Origin of the sequence: Endozoicomonas sp. (assembly GCF_031844845.1) — a bacterium.
Classification (GTDB): Bacteria; Pseudomonadota; Gammaproteobacteria; order Pseudomonadales; family Endozoicomonadaceae; genus Endozoicomonas.
The window spans coordinates 19,178-36,516 of sequence record NZ_JAVRMB020000093.1 but is presented as its reverse complement, the minus strand read 5'-3'; the positions used below and the strand labels follow the sequence as shown (position 1 = coordinate 36,516).

The following is a 17,339-nucleotide window of genomic DNA, read 5'->3' as shown; positions in this document are numbered from 1 at the left end:
AGATGTGTATAAGAGACAGCATTTAAGTAGAAAAGCCGTTGTCCGCTATCCGCTACCCGTTGCCCGTAAAAGCGCAGGCAAACCCGGCTTTTTCGGACAACGGACTACTGAAGCGGTCTAGTACACTATTTCAATGAGATTGACGGGTGACGTAGGTTGGGTCGAGCGGAGCGAGCCCCAACAAATCTCGCCACACCCCATAAACAGCAGTCAAACATTTACAGCCTGAATTACCGGGCCCTTTTTTTACGGATTGTTTTTTCCTGCTGAGGGTTTGTGTTGGGGCTCGCATTCGCTCGACCCAACCTACGTCACCGGTCAATTTCAATAAAACCATGTAATAGGCCGGGTACCATCTCTGGTTTCCACACGGAGAGTTTAGCACACGGCGAGTGCCGTATACATTCCCACGCAGGACTCACAGGGCCTAAAAGCATGGGAACGAGGTCAAAAAACAACGTGTATTTGTACCTGTTTACCTACTCATAATCCGTCTTTCACTGCGTTGTATAAAACCATAGTAGACAGGTCATCAGAACCAAAAATATAATCATTCATAATGGTTACTTGCCCTATTACTTGCCCTACCTTCCCATTACACCCGTGATTTTGATCAGATACACATACTATAAACTTGTCAGATTGAGCCTTGTTTAGATTGAATTCACCGGCAATTTTTTCGATCAATTTCTGAGATTCATGGTCATCCGAAGCATAGCCCCCTCGTTCTCTATATGCCCAAGCCGCAAGAGTTACCAAATCCACCTGCTTCTCTGGTTCAAGCGCCTGATTTTGGCCTACTGCCGTTGAAGAACCCGGGCGAGCATGATTTTGACCCACCCTGCCTAAGTGCTGGCCTCGATCAAAACTCTTCCACTGCTCAAGCAATTGATTAATATTCCTAGAAGGAAATAGTTCCAGCAAATCATTCTTCCATTTTTCAGTATCACCTTCAGATTCATAATACGCTTGATCAATCATCTCCTTTTCTGATTGTGAAAGTGTAAGCTGACCAGATGTCTGTGGATTAATAACGCTCTCTTCCTTGCGATCAGAATAAACATCTTGATCAACTTTTTCGTCAGTCATATTTTGTTTAGAGTCTGCTCTAGCCAGAAAAACTGGCGGATTACCAGTAGAATTCTGAACCATTGAGCCTTGACGCTGAGCAGCTTGGATGATTTTTAAACGATTACGAACTTCTTTAACTCCGCCAGTGTCCAAGAGTCCCTCGTGACCTTTGATAATATTCTCAGCTGTGCGGTCATTTTCCATGCCTCCCGCCATACGAACATTCCTGATTACCATAGTTGGAAACCCTTCTGCGCCATCTCTAAAATTGGGAGCAGGTTGCTGCATCTTTTCAGTTGAAGGATTTTTCGTAGTATTTTCCCCGGGGGTTCTTACAACTGGGCTGGCCTTCGACGCCATTGAAGGCATCGACATTGGCCCATTATCAAAATCATTAATAGAATCATCGTCGGAATCATTGGCTATATGGTTACCCACACGCAGATAAAGATCATTCTTTTGATCAGTGGACATGCCCAATATAGCTACTCCATTCTCCAAATAATTATTAGCTTGATTGCGGTCTATAAATCCAGCTTCGGCCTTAAAGCCCTCACTTACCATAGTTACCGGTCCATCTTTTTTACTTTCCACATCATTTTTACCAGCGTTTTCGGAATTACATCTTTCATCTTGCCTCTTACTACTTGTTTCGCCCTTAGGAACTACCTGACTATTTCCATAAACATGCCTACTCGAACCTACGGTATCTGCAGGTATATTTTTTGGCTCTCGAGCCACGTTCATGCCATCACTATTATTTCCTATTGCGCTATCAGTCCTTACCTTGTTTACAGATTTCTTTTCATTACTTACATTAACCTTGACAGCAGAATCTCTATATTTTCTACTGCAGCTAATTTCAAGCTCGATGTCCATTTCTTTTTCCAACTCTTTCAATACAGATTGGTGATGCTGATACCTCTTATGGTCAGGGGGATATTTATCCCTCCGCTTAGTACGCTCCTCTATTTGTGCTGACAGTTTGACAACAAGGCCTCCTTCCCTGCTATTTTTCACCGTATGACATTTTACTTCTTTTTGTATTACTGGCCCATCGCCTTTCGTTTTATTACTTCCACCTACTTCATTCAACTTTATTCCTGAGTCTGTTTTTCTGAGGCTTTCTTTGTTTTCTTTTCCTTCTTCATCATTTTTAAACTGTTCTAGTTGAGCCTGAAGATTTGCATATGGTTTTCTTCCAGAGACCACACAACCCTCTGAAACAGATTTTTTATTTGTTTTTTCACCACTGCTACACCCCCTACCTGCACCTTGGTCATTTACCTGTTCGGAATCATCCTTTATAAGACTTTGCAACTTCAAATAACCTATAAATTTTTCACCAATTTCAATTTGATCTAAGATTTGTTTTTTCCCTGTAAATTTTTCATTGAAAAATCTACTTTTGAAGTCAGCAACTATGGCTATAAAATTTTTATCATTTTCACGAATTTCAATCAATGGAACTAACAAGATTTGTATTTCAGTCTGTATCTTAGTTACACGTTGCACAGAAGCAATATCAGGCTCACTGTGCTTACTGTGCTTACTGTGGATATTTTTAACACCATCCTCCTTTAAAACATCACGCGACAAAATGCCCGCCTGATTGTGTTCATCTAAACTAACGAAGGTAAAACTACTGTCTTCTGACGTTTCTAACCTTTTTTCTAGTATATGACCTACAAATTTTACTTTATCTCTATTGCCGTCTGTTTGTATTTTGGGTACATCTAGTGTATTTATATCTGAACCAGCACTTTTTGTCTGTATTCTACCAATTGTATCAGCCATGGTTGATCGCTCCTGTCATTAGTATGTAATAAAGACAAATTACTAAACGATTAGTTCAGTCTCGGCGCTAATTACTTAGTATTATTTAATAAATTTTTTATCTCTATTTTTTTAATGCCATTTATAAAGGACCTCGACTTTATTAAATATAACTATTAAAACATACGTTTACCTAAAGTTAGCGAAATAACTTTTTATTAAAAGAATATAGAGATTTCAATCGAGCTAAATCATAAATAAGGAAGTGCTGATACCCATTAGCAAGAACTCTTAGAGTAGACATTCTCAGGGTGGACATTAAGGAAGTATTCGTTAGTTTGCTTACGTTTCGACGGCTTATTCAACTTGTGAAGTTACAGAAGGCCTCAAAACTCTCTGAGCATATCTGGGTAACTTATCAACCACCAGATTCCAGGACTGAGTGATCAGGCATTGTAATTCTGCTGTCGATAGTGGACTTTCGTCCACCAAATTCCACCCATCCTGCACGGGCCAGGTGCGGCACAGGTCGGCAGCCGGGAATGCCTGTCATCATAAGAAAAAGATCATCCGGCACTTTACAGGCCATTTTTCAGCCATCGTAGAAAATGCAAACCATTTTGATTTTATGCACACTGTACACTTCAACACCACCCAATTTTACGTCAAAGCGAATGACGACCAGTGCATCACAGTATGCTTTAAGGGCAGTTATATCCATCTTGGTTAATCTAGCCATGGCCATAGAGGAAAGCGTTAACTGGCAGCTAACGCTGCCAGTTAAAAGGAAGGAATATCAGAACTGCTTGAGGATCTGCTCCACACTTTCGTGAGCATCACCAAACAGCATGCGCGTATTTTCCTTAAAGAAGAGCGGGTTCTGAACACCCGCATAACCCGTGGCCATGGAGCGCTTGAAGACAATCACCTCACCCGCGTCCCAAACCCGCAATACCGGCATTCCGGCAATCGGGCTACCCGGATCTTCCGATGCAGGGTTTACTGTATCGTTAGCGCCAATCACCAGCACCGTATCCGTCTTGGCAAAATCATCATTGATTTCGTCCATCTCTTCAACGATGTCGTAAGGCACTTTGGCTTCCGCCAACAACACGTTCATATGACCCGGCAAACGTCCGGCCACCGGATGAATACCAAAGCGGACTTTAATTCCCCGCTCACGCAGCTTGTTGACCAGTTCACGAACCGGATGCTGAGCCTGGGCTACCGCCATACCGTAGCCGGGAGTGATGATAACACTGGCAGAACTCTTCAGTCTGTCTGCTACTTCTTCCGCGCTGGTCTGTGTGTATTCCCCCTGCTCATCATCAGAAACAATGGTTCCACTTTCGGTACCAAAGCCACCGAGAATGACCGAGATAAATGAGCGGTTCATGGCAGAACACATCAGATAAGAGAGAATGGCACCGGAAGAGCCCACTATCGCACCGGTGATAATCAGCAGGTTATTACCCAGCATGAAACCGGTCATGGCGGCCGCAAGACCTGAATAGGCATTCAGCATGGAAACCACCACCGGCATATCAGCACCACCGATACCAAGCACCAGAGTCACACCGAAAATAAAGGCAAAAATGACCACCAGCGTTAAGGCCAGAATGCTGTGCTGCTGGACAAAAACAACACCCATGATAATGGCCAGTACCAGCACGATCAGGTTAGTCCAGTGACCGCCTGGTAACGAAACAGGTCGACTTGACACTTTACCCTGCAGTTTCAATGCTGCCACCACCGAGCCACTAAACGTCACACCACCGATAATAATCCCAATAAAAATTTCGGCACTGTGTATCAGCTGCTCTGTGGACGACGCCATATTGATAACCTGGGCAGCCAGGGAATCATTAACCTCCACCGCACTGGCAAAGCCAATCAACACCGCCGCAAGACCACCAAAGCCATTCAGGATGGCCACCAGCTGTGGCATCTCCGTCATCTGAACCTTAATAGCCAGATACAGACCAACACCTGCACCCACAATCATGCAGAGTGTTACCAGAGTGATACCGGCAATATGTGCATAGCCAAGGGTAGCCACAACAGCCACAACCATACCGGTAATACCGTAGATATTTCCGTTTTTAGCGGTATCCTGCCGACTAAGCCCCGCAAGGCTCATAACAAACATTAATGCAGCGACCAGGTAAGCCGCCATCAACAATCCTTCAGACATCGTTTGCGACTCCTGTTAATCCAGACGGAACATCTTGAGCATCCGCTGGGTAACAGCGAATCCACCGACAATATTAATCATCGCAACCGTTATCGCGATACCCGACAGTGCCAGAACAATATTGTTATCACTGCCCAGTTGTACCAGACCACCCACCACGATAATGCCACTGATGGCGTTGGTAACACTCATCAGCGGAGTATGCAGAGCAGACTTCACGTTCCAGATAACGTAATAACCAACAATGGAGGCCAGAACAAAGACCGTAAGGTGTTCCAGAAAAGCGGTTGGAGCCGAATTGGCAATCCATCCAAACAGCACAGCACCAGCAGCCATCAGAACCGGCTTTAACCAGGGTTTAGGCTTTGCCTTTTCCTTAACGTCTTTTGCACCTTTTTTTACGTCAATGGGCTCAGGCTGAGCGGCGGGTGCTGCACTGACTTTTACCGGCGGCGGTGGCCAGGTAATGCTGCCATCACGGATCACCGTCAGGCCACGGATAACTTCATCCTCAAAATCGATATTGATCTGTCCATCTTTATTCGGGCAGAGCAACTTCAACAGGTTGACCAGGTTAGTGCCGTATAGCTGAGAGGATTGATTGGGCAGCCGGCTTGGCAGGTCGGTATAACCAATGACCTTAACGCCATGGGCAATCGTAATCTGGTCTTTAACCGTGCAGGCACAGTTACCACCGGTTTGAGCCGCCAGATCGACGATGACACTACCAGGCTTCATCGCCTTAACCATGTCTTCGGTAATCAGTTTCGGTGCCGGGCGGCCGGGAATCAGGGCAGTGGTAATAATGATATCTACCTCTTTTGCCTGTTCCATAAAGAGTGCCATCTCGGCATCAATAAAGGCCTGACTCATCTCTTTGGCGTAACCATCAGAAGAGTCCTGTTCTTCTTCCTCTTGAGGTGAAAAGACCAGCTCAAGGAATTCAGCCCCCATACTTTGCACCTGTTCCTTAACTTCAGGACGGGTATCAAAAGCACGAACAATAGCGCCCATACTGCCAGCAGTACCCAGGGCAGCCAGACCGGCAACACCAGCACCGATGACCAGAACTTTGGCAGGAGGAATTTTGCCAGCGGCCGTAATCTGACCACTAAAAAAACGACCAAACTCGTGAGATGCTTCAACAATAGCTCGATAGCCACCAATGTTCGCCATTGAACTCAGAGCATCCAGCGACTGTGAACGAGACAGCCGGGGTACACTGTCCAAAGCCAGCACATTGATATTGCGCTGGCTGAGTTTATTCATCAGCGCTTCATTCTGAGCTGGCCAGATAAAGCTGGCCAGGGTCGTGCCATCTTTTAGCAGGGCTATTTCAGCATCAACCGGGGCATTAACCTTCAGAATAATGTCTGAATTCCAGACTTCATCACGATCAACTACCTGAGCACCCGCCTGAGTAAATGCCTCATCCTCAAAGCTCGCCTTTACCCCGGCACCTCGTTCAACAACGACGTTAAAACCGAGTTTTTGCAACTTACCCACGGTATCGGGTGTCGCAGCTACACGATTCTCGTTTTCCTGGACTTCTCCAGGGATCCCTATGCGCATATGGTCACCTAGCTAGGAAGCTAAATTAATAGTCTTTTCGTTCAGTGCATCTGCACCCAGCTTTTCGGGACATGGCAAAAGAACCCGATGGGTATCTTTTATTCATGAACTCAGGATGCTGACCCCAATCAAAACTGCTGGAACTTTTACTGTGAAAACGACAGAAATTCTTACCCTTTTTGTACGTTGACAAGATCACATGAACCTGTAACCAACAGTAAATATACGACGCTATTCTCACACCAAAAGCTCAGGCATATTGAGTAGCCATATAAGATGGAAAGCCTTTACAGGCAACCCATCTCACAAAATACTTCTCAAAAATCAGGGCACACATAGTAAGTGATTTTTTGACAAAGTGGTAACTAACAACTCTTGCCAGTGAGACTACCTATTTACACCAGCACCAAAAAACCCATCAGCTTTTCTAAAAATGATGAAAAAACACATAAAAAACGGCACAAATACCAACAAACCAACTGCAAAAAAAAATTAAAAATAGTGAATATTACATCCGAAATATCGACCCTGACTTATCTCTTTATGCAACACGCACTGTTATAAAACGTTCCTTGCTGTTGCTTTTTGTTAACCATAAGATGAGTTTATAAAAACGGCACAAATTACTGAAAACTTCGCGCAACCCAATAATCCAAAGCTAATCTTCCAAAGGGATAATCTAAAAGGGTTGAACCATGAATCGTGTAGTTTCTCTTGTCGGTATAGGGCTACTGACTATTACTCTTTCTACTCTGGGTATGGGGAAAAATCCCAACTCAGACATTATGACTTTGATGAGCAATCAGGTAACGAATAGTAAATCATTCCAAAGCCAGCAACTATACAACCAGTGGGGCTGTACAGGTAAAAACACCTCTCCAGAACTCAAGTGGAGTAATGTACCCGAAGGAACAAAAAGCTTTGCAGTCACAATGTATGATCCTGACGCACCTACTGGTAGTGGCTGGTGGCATTGGGTGGTGATCAATATACCCGCCAACATTCACAGTTTGTCTTTAAATGCAGGTATGGAAAGCGGTAAAAATCTTCCGAAGGGTGCAAACATGCTGAGGAATGACTTTGGCTTTAAAGGCTATGGAGGTGCCTGTCCACCACCAGACTCAGCTCCGCATAATTATCACATCACCGTTTATGCCCTGAATATCCCCAACCTGGATTTAAACAGCAGCGCATCTCCGGCAATGGCTGGCTTCTATATTCTCCAGCACACGCTGGCCAAAACTATTCTTACCGCACCGACCAATGCCCGATAACTGGCAATAGAGAGAAATTCTTAACTCAACCGGAGAATGCACTCTTCATCGCCATCCAGTTGAGTTGGGGGAATAGACACATCACCGCATGGTGACAAACTCTTCTGAAGAAGTAGTGGCAGAAACGGACAGCCTTTTATGCCTTCAGGCCCTCGGGTACTTCCGCCATTAAAATCAGTGTGCCATGACTTTTGATATTGATTGCTGCGCAAATATCCCCATCATGGATTGCACCACAACTACAGGTCCATAAGCGGATATTCAGCGGCATACTCTCCAATTTCAGACACAGTGATAGATTTGACGGTTTCCGTTAGTTCCCGATGAACCCTTGCTTTGGTAACGTGGTCTCATCCTTGATGAATCAAGGAAAGTCATTGGTATCATGTATCAAAAAGTTGCTTTCCTTCTGGGAAAAAATGCAAAACGCGAACACCCTGCACGGGATGGTTGTTCAGGGCGTACAAGATTAGGTTTGTACTCGCTGGGTGGGGCTTAATGTCTACCATAAGATGAATTGTTGGCAGAGAACTCTGAAGCCTTCATTCATATATACATGATAAGCATAATTGCTAGAAGACATAATATATGTCCATAACAGCCTATTATTTTATAGACAACAGAGTAAGGTTAAATAAAAATAGAGAACAAAGAGAGAAATAAAAAAAAATTAGAAATTTCCTATTTATTCTTTAAGAAAAGTGTAAAGGAATTTATTTCCTATATACTGGTGAATTAAGACCAACAGTTGATTTTTGATCTTTTATAAAACCTTTGGTACTCGAACTATATCATTGTTCTTATCACCCATCTTGCTGGGTGAATGCTAAGTTATTCTTCGGCTTTGGGAAAATAAAAATCATAGACAAAAGCAACTCTCAATTGCATGACCAGCAGAAATATCAAACTTTTCATACTATCTGCTGAATCAATCATTCATATTTTTTGAACACTGTATTTTATTACTATAGTGAGGATTAAGTATTATGGCACATGCGTTAAATGATAGACTTGTCTGGGAGTCATCGACAAATGCTAATTCATACCAAAGGGGGGATGCCTCCCAACGGACAAATCAATCATTTGGTAATCATAGAGTTGCTGTCGAAACTGAAACTTTTCCCTTGTTAACGACCTCAACTGATTCAACTGGTAATACCAGAGAAAATATCGAAAATCCCGCCAGAGCAGTAAGTCTCGCTAGTGTAAAAAATCACACTGATAGAGATCAGGAGAACCAAGAACTTGATGAGGAGAATCAATTATCATCATCAAGCGGTATAAATGAAATTGACCCGGAATTAGGAAAACTCATTTCGCAACTATGTAGTCACACAAGAGCAAGCGAAGAAAATAAAAAACAAATAATATTATTAACAGCAGATCTAGAAACGCTTATCACTTTATCTGTGAAGGATGATAGATTTGATGATGAGGATACAGCTGATTTTTTACACTCCGCATTCAATACTATAAAAGTTGGTCTCAGGTTAATTATTGATAATTTACATACCCCTGACTTCCCCGAAGAGAACATAAAATATCTTTATAATTTAGCCAAATTACAACTGACGCTTTACTTTACAGACCTCCCATATTGGCCACTTAGTTTAATGGTTTTTACTTTAAAAGAAAGTAATCAATCCCGCCTTGACTGCAACGCATCTGAAAACACAAAAATGACAATAGATAAAATGCTAACCGAATCATCCTCTGATGAAGCAATGAGCGATGAAAGAATGAGCCAGCTTATCAATGAACTGGAAGGTAGGATTACTTCTTTTAAAGAAAGCTGCAAAGCAGGTGATAATAGCCACTTACTAAGACTTGGAGTCTGGCTAAAAGCATATAAGACGACTCAAACTTCTGTTCAACCACGGGAGCCATTTACAAGGTATTTTAACTTCAGTGAGGAGGATATCCAGAAAAGTATCTTTCCTCAACTGAATAGTCTTTGCACCCTTGTCGTCCAACCGATAAGAGATTTTTCATCTTTGCTAGAAAGTCTTGATAAGCACGGAAGAACCCATTCTGGCAATTCGAATCTTTATTACTTACAAGCTGAACGATGGTCAGTTTCTGTATTAGAGTCTGCATTATCTAACAATTCTTCAGCAGAAGAGCTTACGTATGTAGGCGATATTATTTCTAAGTTGCAAGCGTTAAAACAAATAGCAGAAGGCCAGACGGATGGATTTATTGCCGACTCTTCTGTTTTTATGCGCACGCTTTTTGCTTCAAAAAAACCTAAAGATCCCATACCTGGAGATCTTCCTTCTGAATTACTTACCACGCCATTGAGTCAATCATTTGAAAGTTGGATGTATGACGGCCTTTTTAATTTTTTTTATGAGATTTTTGATGAGCCAGATGTTGACATTGAACAGATTGATCAAATTAAAACAATCAGAACTCAGTTTGAATCCAGAGTTCGTCAAGCCCGCACCCAAAGAGGAAATGAAAATACACTAGAAGAAACTATCCGTACCATTCAAAGTATATCACTCTCAATGGAAAATATAAGATCATGTACCAGTGATACACGAGAACAAACCCTGTTAAATGAAGTTTTAAGAACTTCATTTAAGGATACGGTACGAGAATACTTTTTAGGTCAACAGATAGATACTTCTCGGACAGGATCGCCCATAGAAGAACTGAAGTCTATGTTTACAGGTTTTGAAACAATACTTGAAGTGAAAAGAAATAACCATCTATTTAATATGGGACATTTGAAAGGAGGTTTTTTAAAAAATAGCAGAGCTGACAATAGACAGCCTGTTAAAGAATGGCAATTAAAATTTATTGAAGCACATTTAAGTTCTGATCAGCATTCCAGATTCAAAAAAGCTCAGGCAAAAAAGAATCGTTCATACCCCTACTTTCTTGAGCGAAGTCCAAAAAACCCATCGGTTCTGGGTGCCGGTATGATGAAAGTAGATAAAGGTATAGGCAGAATGCTGGGTGGTAAATGTTACCATAAAAAGCATAAAGTAGATGAAAGTGCCAAGCTTGGAAGTACCTGGCCTGGAAGCACTGGGCCTGAAGGTACCGGGTCTTCTTGTAACGTTGATTTATCTGATGAAGATGAAGGTTATTCTTCTGATGACGGGGTAGATATAGACTGGACAAAAGGGGCAGGTCGTACTGCACATAATTTTCTTCATGATAATGATGCCAATCACGCTGAAAATGGAGTACTGGAAGAAAACGTGGGCGGCCTTGACAATGCCCTTCCGTCACCAGACGTCATGAAAAATTGGTACGTAGCATTTGAAAAATCCACCGTAAAATTTTTTTCCAGGCAGCCACCAGAAGCAGAAGACAAGAAAGAAAAATTGAAAGTACAACAATTGCAAGCTACAAACTACTTGAATTATTTAGCTAATGACAAGGCCTCTATACATCAAGACTATAGTAACTTTTTATTCAAAATGTTGAGTTTATTAAGGCCTGCAAATACACCCCAGAGTAAAATTAATCAATTCGAGACAGTGGCTAAACAAGCAATTGATCAATATGGAAAAGATCAGTTTGCTCTTATTTCCTCCGGAGAAACAGTTCAGAAAGAAGATGATATTGAACCTCTGGAATTACCGACTGAATTCTGCGAAGGTTTATCACCTTTCTTCAAAACTATTGTTCGGGAAATTACCAGCACCGACTTCAGGCATGATATAACAGCTGATATTTATTCAGTTGAGATTCTTCAGCAAATCACTGGTTTTCTTAATATGCAGGTAACAGTAGGTTCAGTGACACAAGAAATGTATAAACATCTTGACTTGTGTGATACTACATTCCGGACTCTGGAAAATTATTTTCGAAGACTGGCCAGTGAATTTGTCGAACATAAGAAAGACCTTTTAGCAGAACGTTTTTTTGATATGTTTTCCGGAGCATCTCCTCTTCCTGTAAAACATTCATCATTTCTCAGTGCCCTACAAAATCATCACATCCATGATTTCCAGGCAGATGTTGAAAACCAACTTAAAAAAAGTAATTTAAGTTCAGAACCACCAACAACGAAAGCAGTAATGGAGTCAATCCAACAATGTTATAAAGACGTACTTGCGAACCTGCAAAAAGAACTCATGAAATCAAAAATAGAGAAAGCTATCCCTTTCATGAGACAGGGTCAAAATACTACTGAATTGTCACCAGCACAGTACCGTGAAATGCTTCAGAATAAAATACAGGCTGGAGAGGCTCTGTTAAAAAATTTAGAAGCAACCATTAAAGCATTTCAACTGGATGATGAGAGCTTAACGCCAACCGATCGATGGAACGGTTTTTCGGAATGGATAGAAAATCACGAAGCCGGCATTATGGCTGTTTACTGCATGGGAATGGGAGTTTCCATTTATTACCTTATTCAAGGGAAATCTCATACTCCACATCATTATCGTTCTGGCGGTCAATTGCCCTTCGGCAGTTATGATGCGGGGATGTTTTCAATAGATGCCGCTCAGGTGGTAACAACCGCTGGTGCTGTTATTACCCAGTTTGGCCAGGCCACTGGTTGGAAGAACGACGTTCGTCGAATGCTTGAACTGCTTAAAGATGCGGATGCTTTTTCATTTATAACGACTGAGCCCCCTTCAACGTTACAAAGTGATATGGTTAACCTTTTTCTGTCAAAGTATAAGCCAGATGACGATCCGACAACTTATGACATAACGTGTCAAAATGGCAGCTATCATTCCGGATCTAACAGTACAGACACTGTCAGAGATGTGCTTGCCAGTGTTTCAACAAGAGAATCCCCTCTTCAGAAATCAAATTCATGTATAGACAGAGCCTTTCGGATCGTAGGCTCTATGGTTACTGGAGGCATAAATGGCGCAGCCTTGTCTGCTATTTCCACTGTCACTTCTGCGGTTTGTGCGCCATTTTGTCCCTCGGTGGCTCCTGTCATCGATCAGCCATTTCAATACATGGTTGGCGCCGGTGCGGCAGCTGGTTGCCTTGGCGGCGTAACTTCTGGTACAAAACTGGATTATTTTTCAAGAGCTTTGAACTTTTCCACCCGCTTTTTTGCGGATGATCGAACGATGGGTGGAATGAGAGCGCATGTCGATCAGGTCGTCCAGTGCATGGTGAATAGAAAAAATTCCACCTTGGCGAGGCTATTGATAGAAAATCCATTTAAAGCTGCGCTGAATATCTGTGGCTTCTCTCTCCCGGAGTCATTTGTAAAAGGCACTCTGCATCTTGTGGATGGTTTTATAGCTCAAACTGAAATCAGCGATTTTGCGCAGTGGAGAAAAGCACGCCAACGGTTATTATCTACAGCGGCCGCCTTTAACAAAGCTTTCGATGGTAAAAAGCTGACTCAATATGACCGCCACGCGTTGATAAACACACTGGGTGAAGAGAACGTGAGAACGCTGCTTAATGATCAGACTGGTCGGAAAGCCTGGAGCCCAGATTTCCAGCGCTTTCTTGCGGGAGTGGTCAACCTGCTGGCGTATTATATAATGCTTGCTGATCTTCATTTCTTCCTGTACGAGGCAGTTGACAAGGCTAAATCCTATGGGGGTGCTGTTTCAACTAATAGTGGAACAACTGAAAAGTCTCATACAAGTCCAGCGCCTGACAGTTCAGATCCTACATCGCCAGCGGTAACACAACCATCACTCACTACCAGTGGGGACAGCTCTCCCGGTGAATGTCCGGCCGATACTAAAAGGCTTCCCTCTGCCGGTAAAGGCTGGCTAGAGTGCCCGGTAGCCATATACGAAGAGTTTAGGAAGGGTGCTCCATTGAAGCGTTTTTTCGATGTTGCCCTGTTCAAAACGTTACCTAATCTGGCCAACTTCGTGGATGTAAAAGCACATAACGCCGCCTGGGGTAAAAAGTCGAATGATCCGGCTATGGTAGTCACCCTTAAAGCAGGCCTTGCTAAAAACACTGTGTTAGGGCCAGCAGAACGCCTTTTACAAATGTCAGATTCAATACTTCTCAAATGCGTAGGTGATGTCATCAATCAGATGAACACTAATATCAAAGAGGCAATGGAATCGGTAGGTCAGCGAGAACGGGATAAAGCATCTGAAGCGCTGAAAAAAGCGGCTAAAGATTTATTTTTTCGACTTCTCGAAAAAGCGGATTATAAACTCCCCAAAGCGGAGAGTGATATGGTTGACCTGATCAGCCATTGGCAGGAAAACATTGGTTTTAAAGGGCTTAACGCTCTCGCAGCGATGAGGCAACTGATTGCTCAAGATGAGCTAAAACGGTGTGACACCAGCCAGGAAAGTTTTTCTGAATACAAAAAAACAGCTATGGACCGTCTCGCAACAGTCATGCCTTCAATCAACGATAAATCAGCGGTTGTACCAGAAGATATGCGGAACAATCTGGAACGGTTAAAGGCCAGCGTGAACCAATTTATCTTTGATGTTAATGAAGGGAAAGACATGTTCAGGGCAGCGACTCCATTGCTTAATATATTGTCATCAGTGGATCCGAAAGTAGTAGATTATTATGTAGAATCTCGGCTCTATGGACCGTTATTCAATAAATCTTCCAAAAGAGCTGATGCCCCCCCCCTGATGAGGGTTCAGCATATGTATGGACAGCTTGCGACCGTAGCTTGAGTTATGATCGTTTCTGATGCTTGAAGAGAGAAACGGGGGCCGTATCCTGACAGTAACATTCCTGTCAGTTTGCACTCCACAGGGGACTTTCAGAGAGCCTCGCAAAGTCTGCCTGACAGTCAGGCAGCCCCCCCCTTTCCAGGTGTCATCAGCCGTTTAAAAGCTCGCTGGATTGAAGAGTGCAGGCAATGGAGTCAGCGAAGTTTGGAAAACAAGCACTGCGTGTACCTCTGGTCTGACAGGATACACTTCAACATACGTGGAGACGAGAGTTGCGGTGCTGATAAGACGGTTACTGGAAATCCCCTCAACGCTGTGAAGAGCTTTCTGGCGTTAGTTCGATACTCCGCCTGAATCAGGATGCTCACTTGTCGCTCAGTTCAGGAGGCTGTCCAAGGAGTAAATGGTTATTTTTTAATACTGGAGAATTAAAAAAGAAGTGACAACTTAATACCCCAGATACCAAGCAATTCCAGCCATTCCAAGTTAAAAAAGAAATGACAACTATGATGACTCTGACAACATCAGGGAATCTATACAGCATGAAATTCTTACCAATATTGGTCTTCGTGACCAACCTATACTGGATAAGTTTCAGGACGAAATCTTCCGAATGCCGCTGGATAGCCAGCTGTTAATTCTGGGGCCTCCCGGTACAGGTAAAACGACAACACTTATTCGAAGATTGGGGCAAAAACTGGATGTCACGTATTTAACGGAAGCAGAGCAAGCAAGGATTGGTAACGAAACTGACCATAGACGCAGTTGGGTAATGTTTACTCCTACTGACTTGCTTAAACACTACCTCAAAGAAGCTTTCAGTCGGGAACAGGTTGCAGCCTCTGACCACAATATAAAAACCTGGGATGCCCATAGCCGTGATCTTGCACGTAATGTCCTCGATATTTTGCAAGCAGGTACTAAAAAAAGCAGTTTTATCCTGAAGTCCGAAGTGAAACACCTGAAGCCTGAAGCTACCGAATCAGCCATCATCTGGTATGAGTCGTTTAAGTCGTATCACAGGGCAAGTGCAGAACAACATCTCAAAGACGCTGTGACGCTCCTCAAAAAGATTGATATTGAAGAAGCCAAACCTCTGGCACAAAAAATCAGGAGTATTACCGAGTCTGCCGACTCTCTTATGGCAATCTATAGCCAAATATTTACTCTTGAGAACGAGATAAGAGCGGTACTGGATAAGCTCAAGCAAGAATCTGATAGAGATATTCGTAAAGCGGTAAACTACATTTTTAATCAGAAAAAAGAACTGGTAAATGAGTTTTCTAAATTCCTTTCAACGATTAAAACGCCCTCAGAAGACAATGATAGCGATGATGCCTATGATGCTGATGAGAAAGATGTCCAAGCTTCGTCACCTAAAAAAATAGCTGTGCAGAGCATGGTAGCCTTTATCAGGGCTTATGCACGAGCCACATACCAAAAGCGAAAGCTGGGCAAAGGAAGTAAAAACGCAGCAATCGCCAAATGGCTTGGAAATAGAATACCTGGCAAAGAGCAGTTGATCGGCATTGGCCAGATTGTTTTCAGCCAAAATGTATTACGTCGATTTACTAAGCTTGCGAACAACTTCACTGTAAGCGTTCCCCAAAATTTCAGGACGTACCGGAAAAAATGTCTGAAAGAAAAACAGTGGTACCTGTCCCCCCCACAGAGCACGAGCCATATAGGCCAGCAAGAGTTGGATCTGATCATCCTGCTGATGTTTGACTGCGCCAGAGAACTGCTACAGCAGCACTTTGTTCGTACAAACCTGGAAGAGTTCTCTATATTAAAGATCATTTCAGATCGATTCAAAAATCAGATTCTGGTTGATGAAGCTACTGACTTTTCCCCCATTCAGCTGGCCTGTATGGAGCGGCTGACGAGTTTAAGCACAGGTTCTTTCTTTGTCTGTGGTGACTTCAACCAGCGTATTACCGGGTGGGGAACAAAGACACCAGATGAGTTCGAGTGGGTATCAAGAAAGATTACTCATAAATCAATCAATATCGTTTACCGACAAAGCCAAAAGTTGAACGCATTTGCAGGAGAGCTTCTGGAGTTAATGGGCGGCGCTATTGATGAGAAAGCAGCGCTTCCAGAAAATGTAGACCATGAAGGAGTTCCTCCTGTCCTGCTTGAGCAATACCACGATACGGATGACATCGCAGAGTGGCTCTTTAGCAGGATTGAGGAAATTGACAAATTGGCTGAGGGGGCAAGGCCAACTATAGCGGTTCTGGTGAACTCTGAAGAAGAAGTTGTTCCCACAGCCAATGCCCTCAACATCCTGCTCGAAGATATAAACCTTCAAGCTGAAGCTTGTTCGAATGGTAATACCATTGGTGAAGGTAGCTCTGTTCGTGTCTTTGATGTTCAGCATATTAAGGGGCTGGAGTTTGAAGCTGTATTCTTCTTGGGGCTCGATAAACTGGCTCAAAACAAGCCTGATCTCTTTGATAAGTTCCTATACGTAGGAGCGACTCGTGCTGCAACTTTCTTAGGTCTGGCTTGTGAAAGCTATATCCCGGAAAGTTTAAAAGAGCTGACAGTCGAGATGGTCCAGACCTGGCAATAATTTTCGTAGTATCTGTAGCCCAACTATGCACGATAAAGTCTGACAAATGCCTGAATTATACTGTGACTCACAGCAATGCATTGGTTGGCTTTTTCGTGCTACGTTGCCACAGTCTTTCATAGGTCATTTTCTGGAAGCTTTCTGCATGTAAAAGCTCTTGGCCGCCGGAGCGAGAGTGTACCGCAACACCAAGAGGCATGTGATTATCCTCAAAACGCTGCGCTAAAGACTCATTCCTGTTTGAAGAAATCAGCACTATCACCGAATCCTTC

The 17,339-nt window shown here is 43.1% G+C and carries 9 protein-coding genes; 3 read left to right on the top strand and 6 right to left on the bottom strand.

Features of this window, described 5'->3' with window-relative positions; translation table 11 throughout:
- Positions 1-483: 483 nt before the first annotated feature.
- From RM811_RS04305 to RM811_RS04290, 4 genes are all read right to left on the bottom strand, one after another.
- Positions 484-2,868 (bottom strand): hypothetical protein, encoded by a 2,385-nt coding sequence (locus tag RM811_RS04305; protein ID WP_402521097.1) that lies wholly within the window; start codon positions 2,866-2,868, stop codon positions 484-486.
- Positions 2,869-3,439: 571 nt separating this feature from the next.
- Complete coding sequence (locus RM811_RS04300; RefSeq protein ID WP_402521095.1) at positions 3,440-3,586, bottom strand: hypothetical protein; 147 nt, start codon at positions 3,584-3,586, stop codon at positions 3,440-3,442.
- Positions 3,587-3,643: 57 nt separating this feature from the next.
- On the bottom strand, positions 3,644-5,041 hold the full coding sequence (pntB, locus tag RM811_RS04295) for a Re/Si-specific NAD(P)(+) transhydrogenase subunit beta (protein ID WP_402521093.1): 1,398 nt from the start codon (positions 5,039-5,041) through the stop codon (positions 3,644-3,646).
- Between the two features lie 15 nt (positions 5,042-5,056).
- Positions 5,057-6,613: a Re/Si-specific NAD(P)(+) transhydrogenase subunit alpha gene (locus tag RM811_RS04290; RefSeq protein ID WP_402521091.1), complete on the bottom strand. Its 1,557-nt coding sequence runs from the start codon at positions 6,611-6,613 to the stop codon at positions 5,057-5,059.
- Positions 6,614-7,308: 695 nt separating this feature from the next.
- Here RM811_RS04290 and RM811_RS04285 point away from each other — a divergent pair.
- The gene (locus RM811_RS04285) at positions 7,309-7,887 is read left to right on the top strand and encodes a YbhB/YbcL family Raf kinase inhibitor-like protein (RefSeq protein WP_402521089.1); all 579 of its coding nucleotides are present in this window, start codon (positions 7,309-7,311) and stop codon (positions 7,885-7,887) included.
- 136 nt (positions 7,888-8,023) lie between these two features.
- Here the strand turns inward: RM811_RS04285 and RM811_RS04280 are convergent, their stop codons facing one another.
- Positions 8,024-8,158 (bottom strand): hypothetical protein, encoded by a 135-nt coding sequence (locus tag RM811_RS04280; RefSeq protein WP_402521087.1) that lies wholly within the window; start codon positions 8,156-8,158, stop codon positions 8,024-8,026.
- Positions 8,159-8,873: 715 nt separating this feature from the next.
- Between RM811_RS04280 and RM811_RS04275 the strand changes: the two genes are divergently transcribed.
- Together RM811_RS04275 and RM811_RS04270 are read left to right on the top strand one after the other, a co-directional pair.
- The gene (locus tag RM811_RS04275; RefSeq protein ID WP_402521085.1) at positions 8,874-14,489 is read left to right on the top strand and encodes a hypothetical protein; all 5,616 of its coding nucleotides are present in this window, start codon (positions 8,874-8,876) and stop codon (positions 14,487-14,489) included.
- 523 nt (positions 14,490-15,012) lie between these two features.
- Positions 15,013-17,067: a UvrD-helicase domain-containing protein gene (locus RM811_RS04270; RefSeq protein ID WP_402521101.1), complete on the top strand. Its 2,055-nt coding sequence runs from the start codon at positions 15,013-15,015 to the stop codon at positions 17,065-17,067.
- A gap of 67 nt (positions 17,068-17,134) precedes the next feature.
- Here RM811_RS04270 and RM811_RS04265 read toward each other — a convergent pair whose 3' ends face one another.
- Complete coding sequence (locus RM811_RS04265; RefSeq protein WP_402521083.1) at positions 17,135-17,323, bottom strand: hypothetical protein; 189 nt, start codon at positions 17,321-17,323, stop codon at positions 17,135-17,137.
- Between the last annotated feature and the right edge of the window lie 16 nt (positions 17,324-17,339).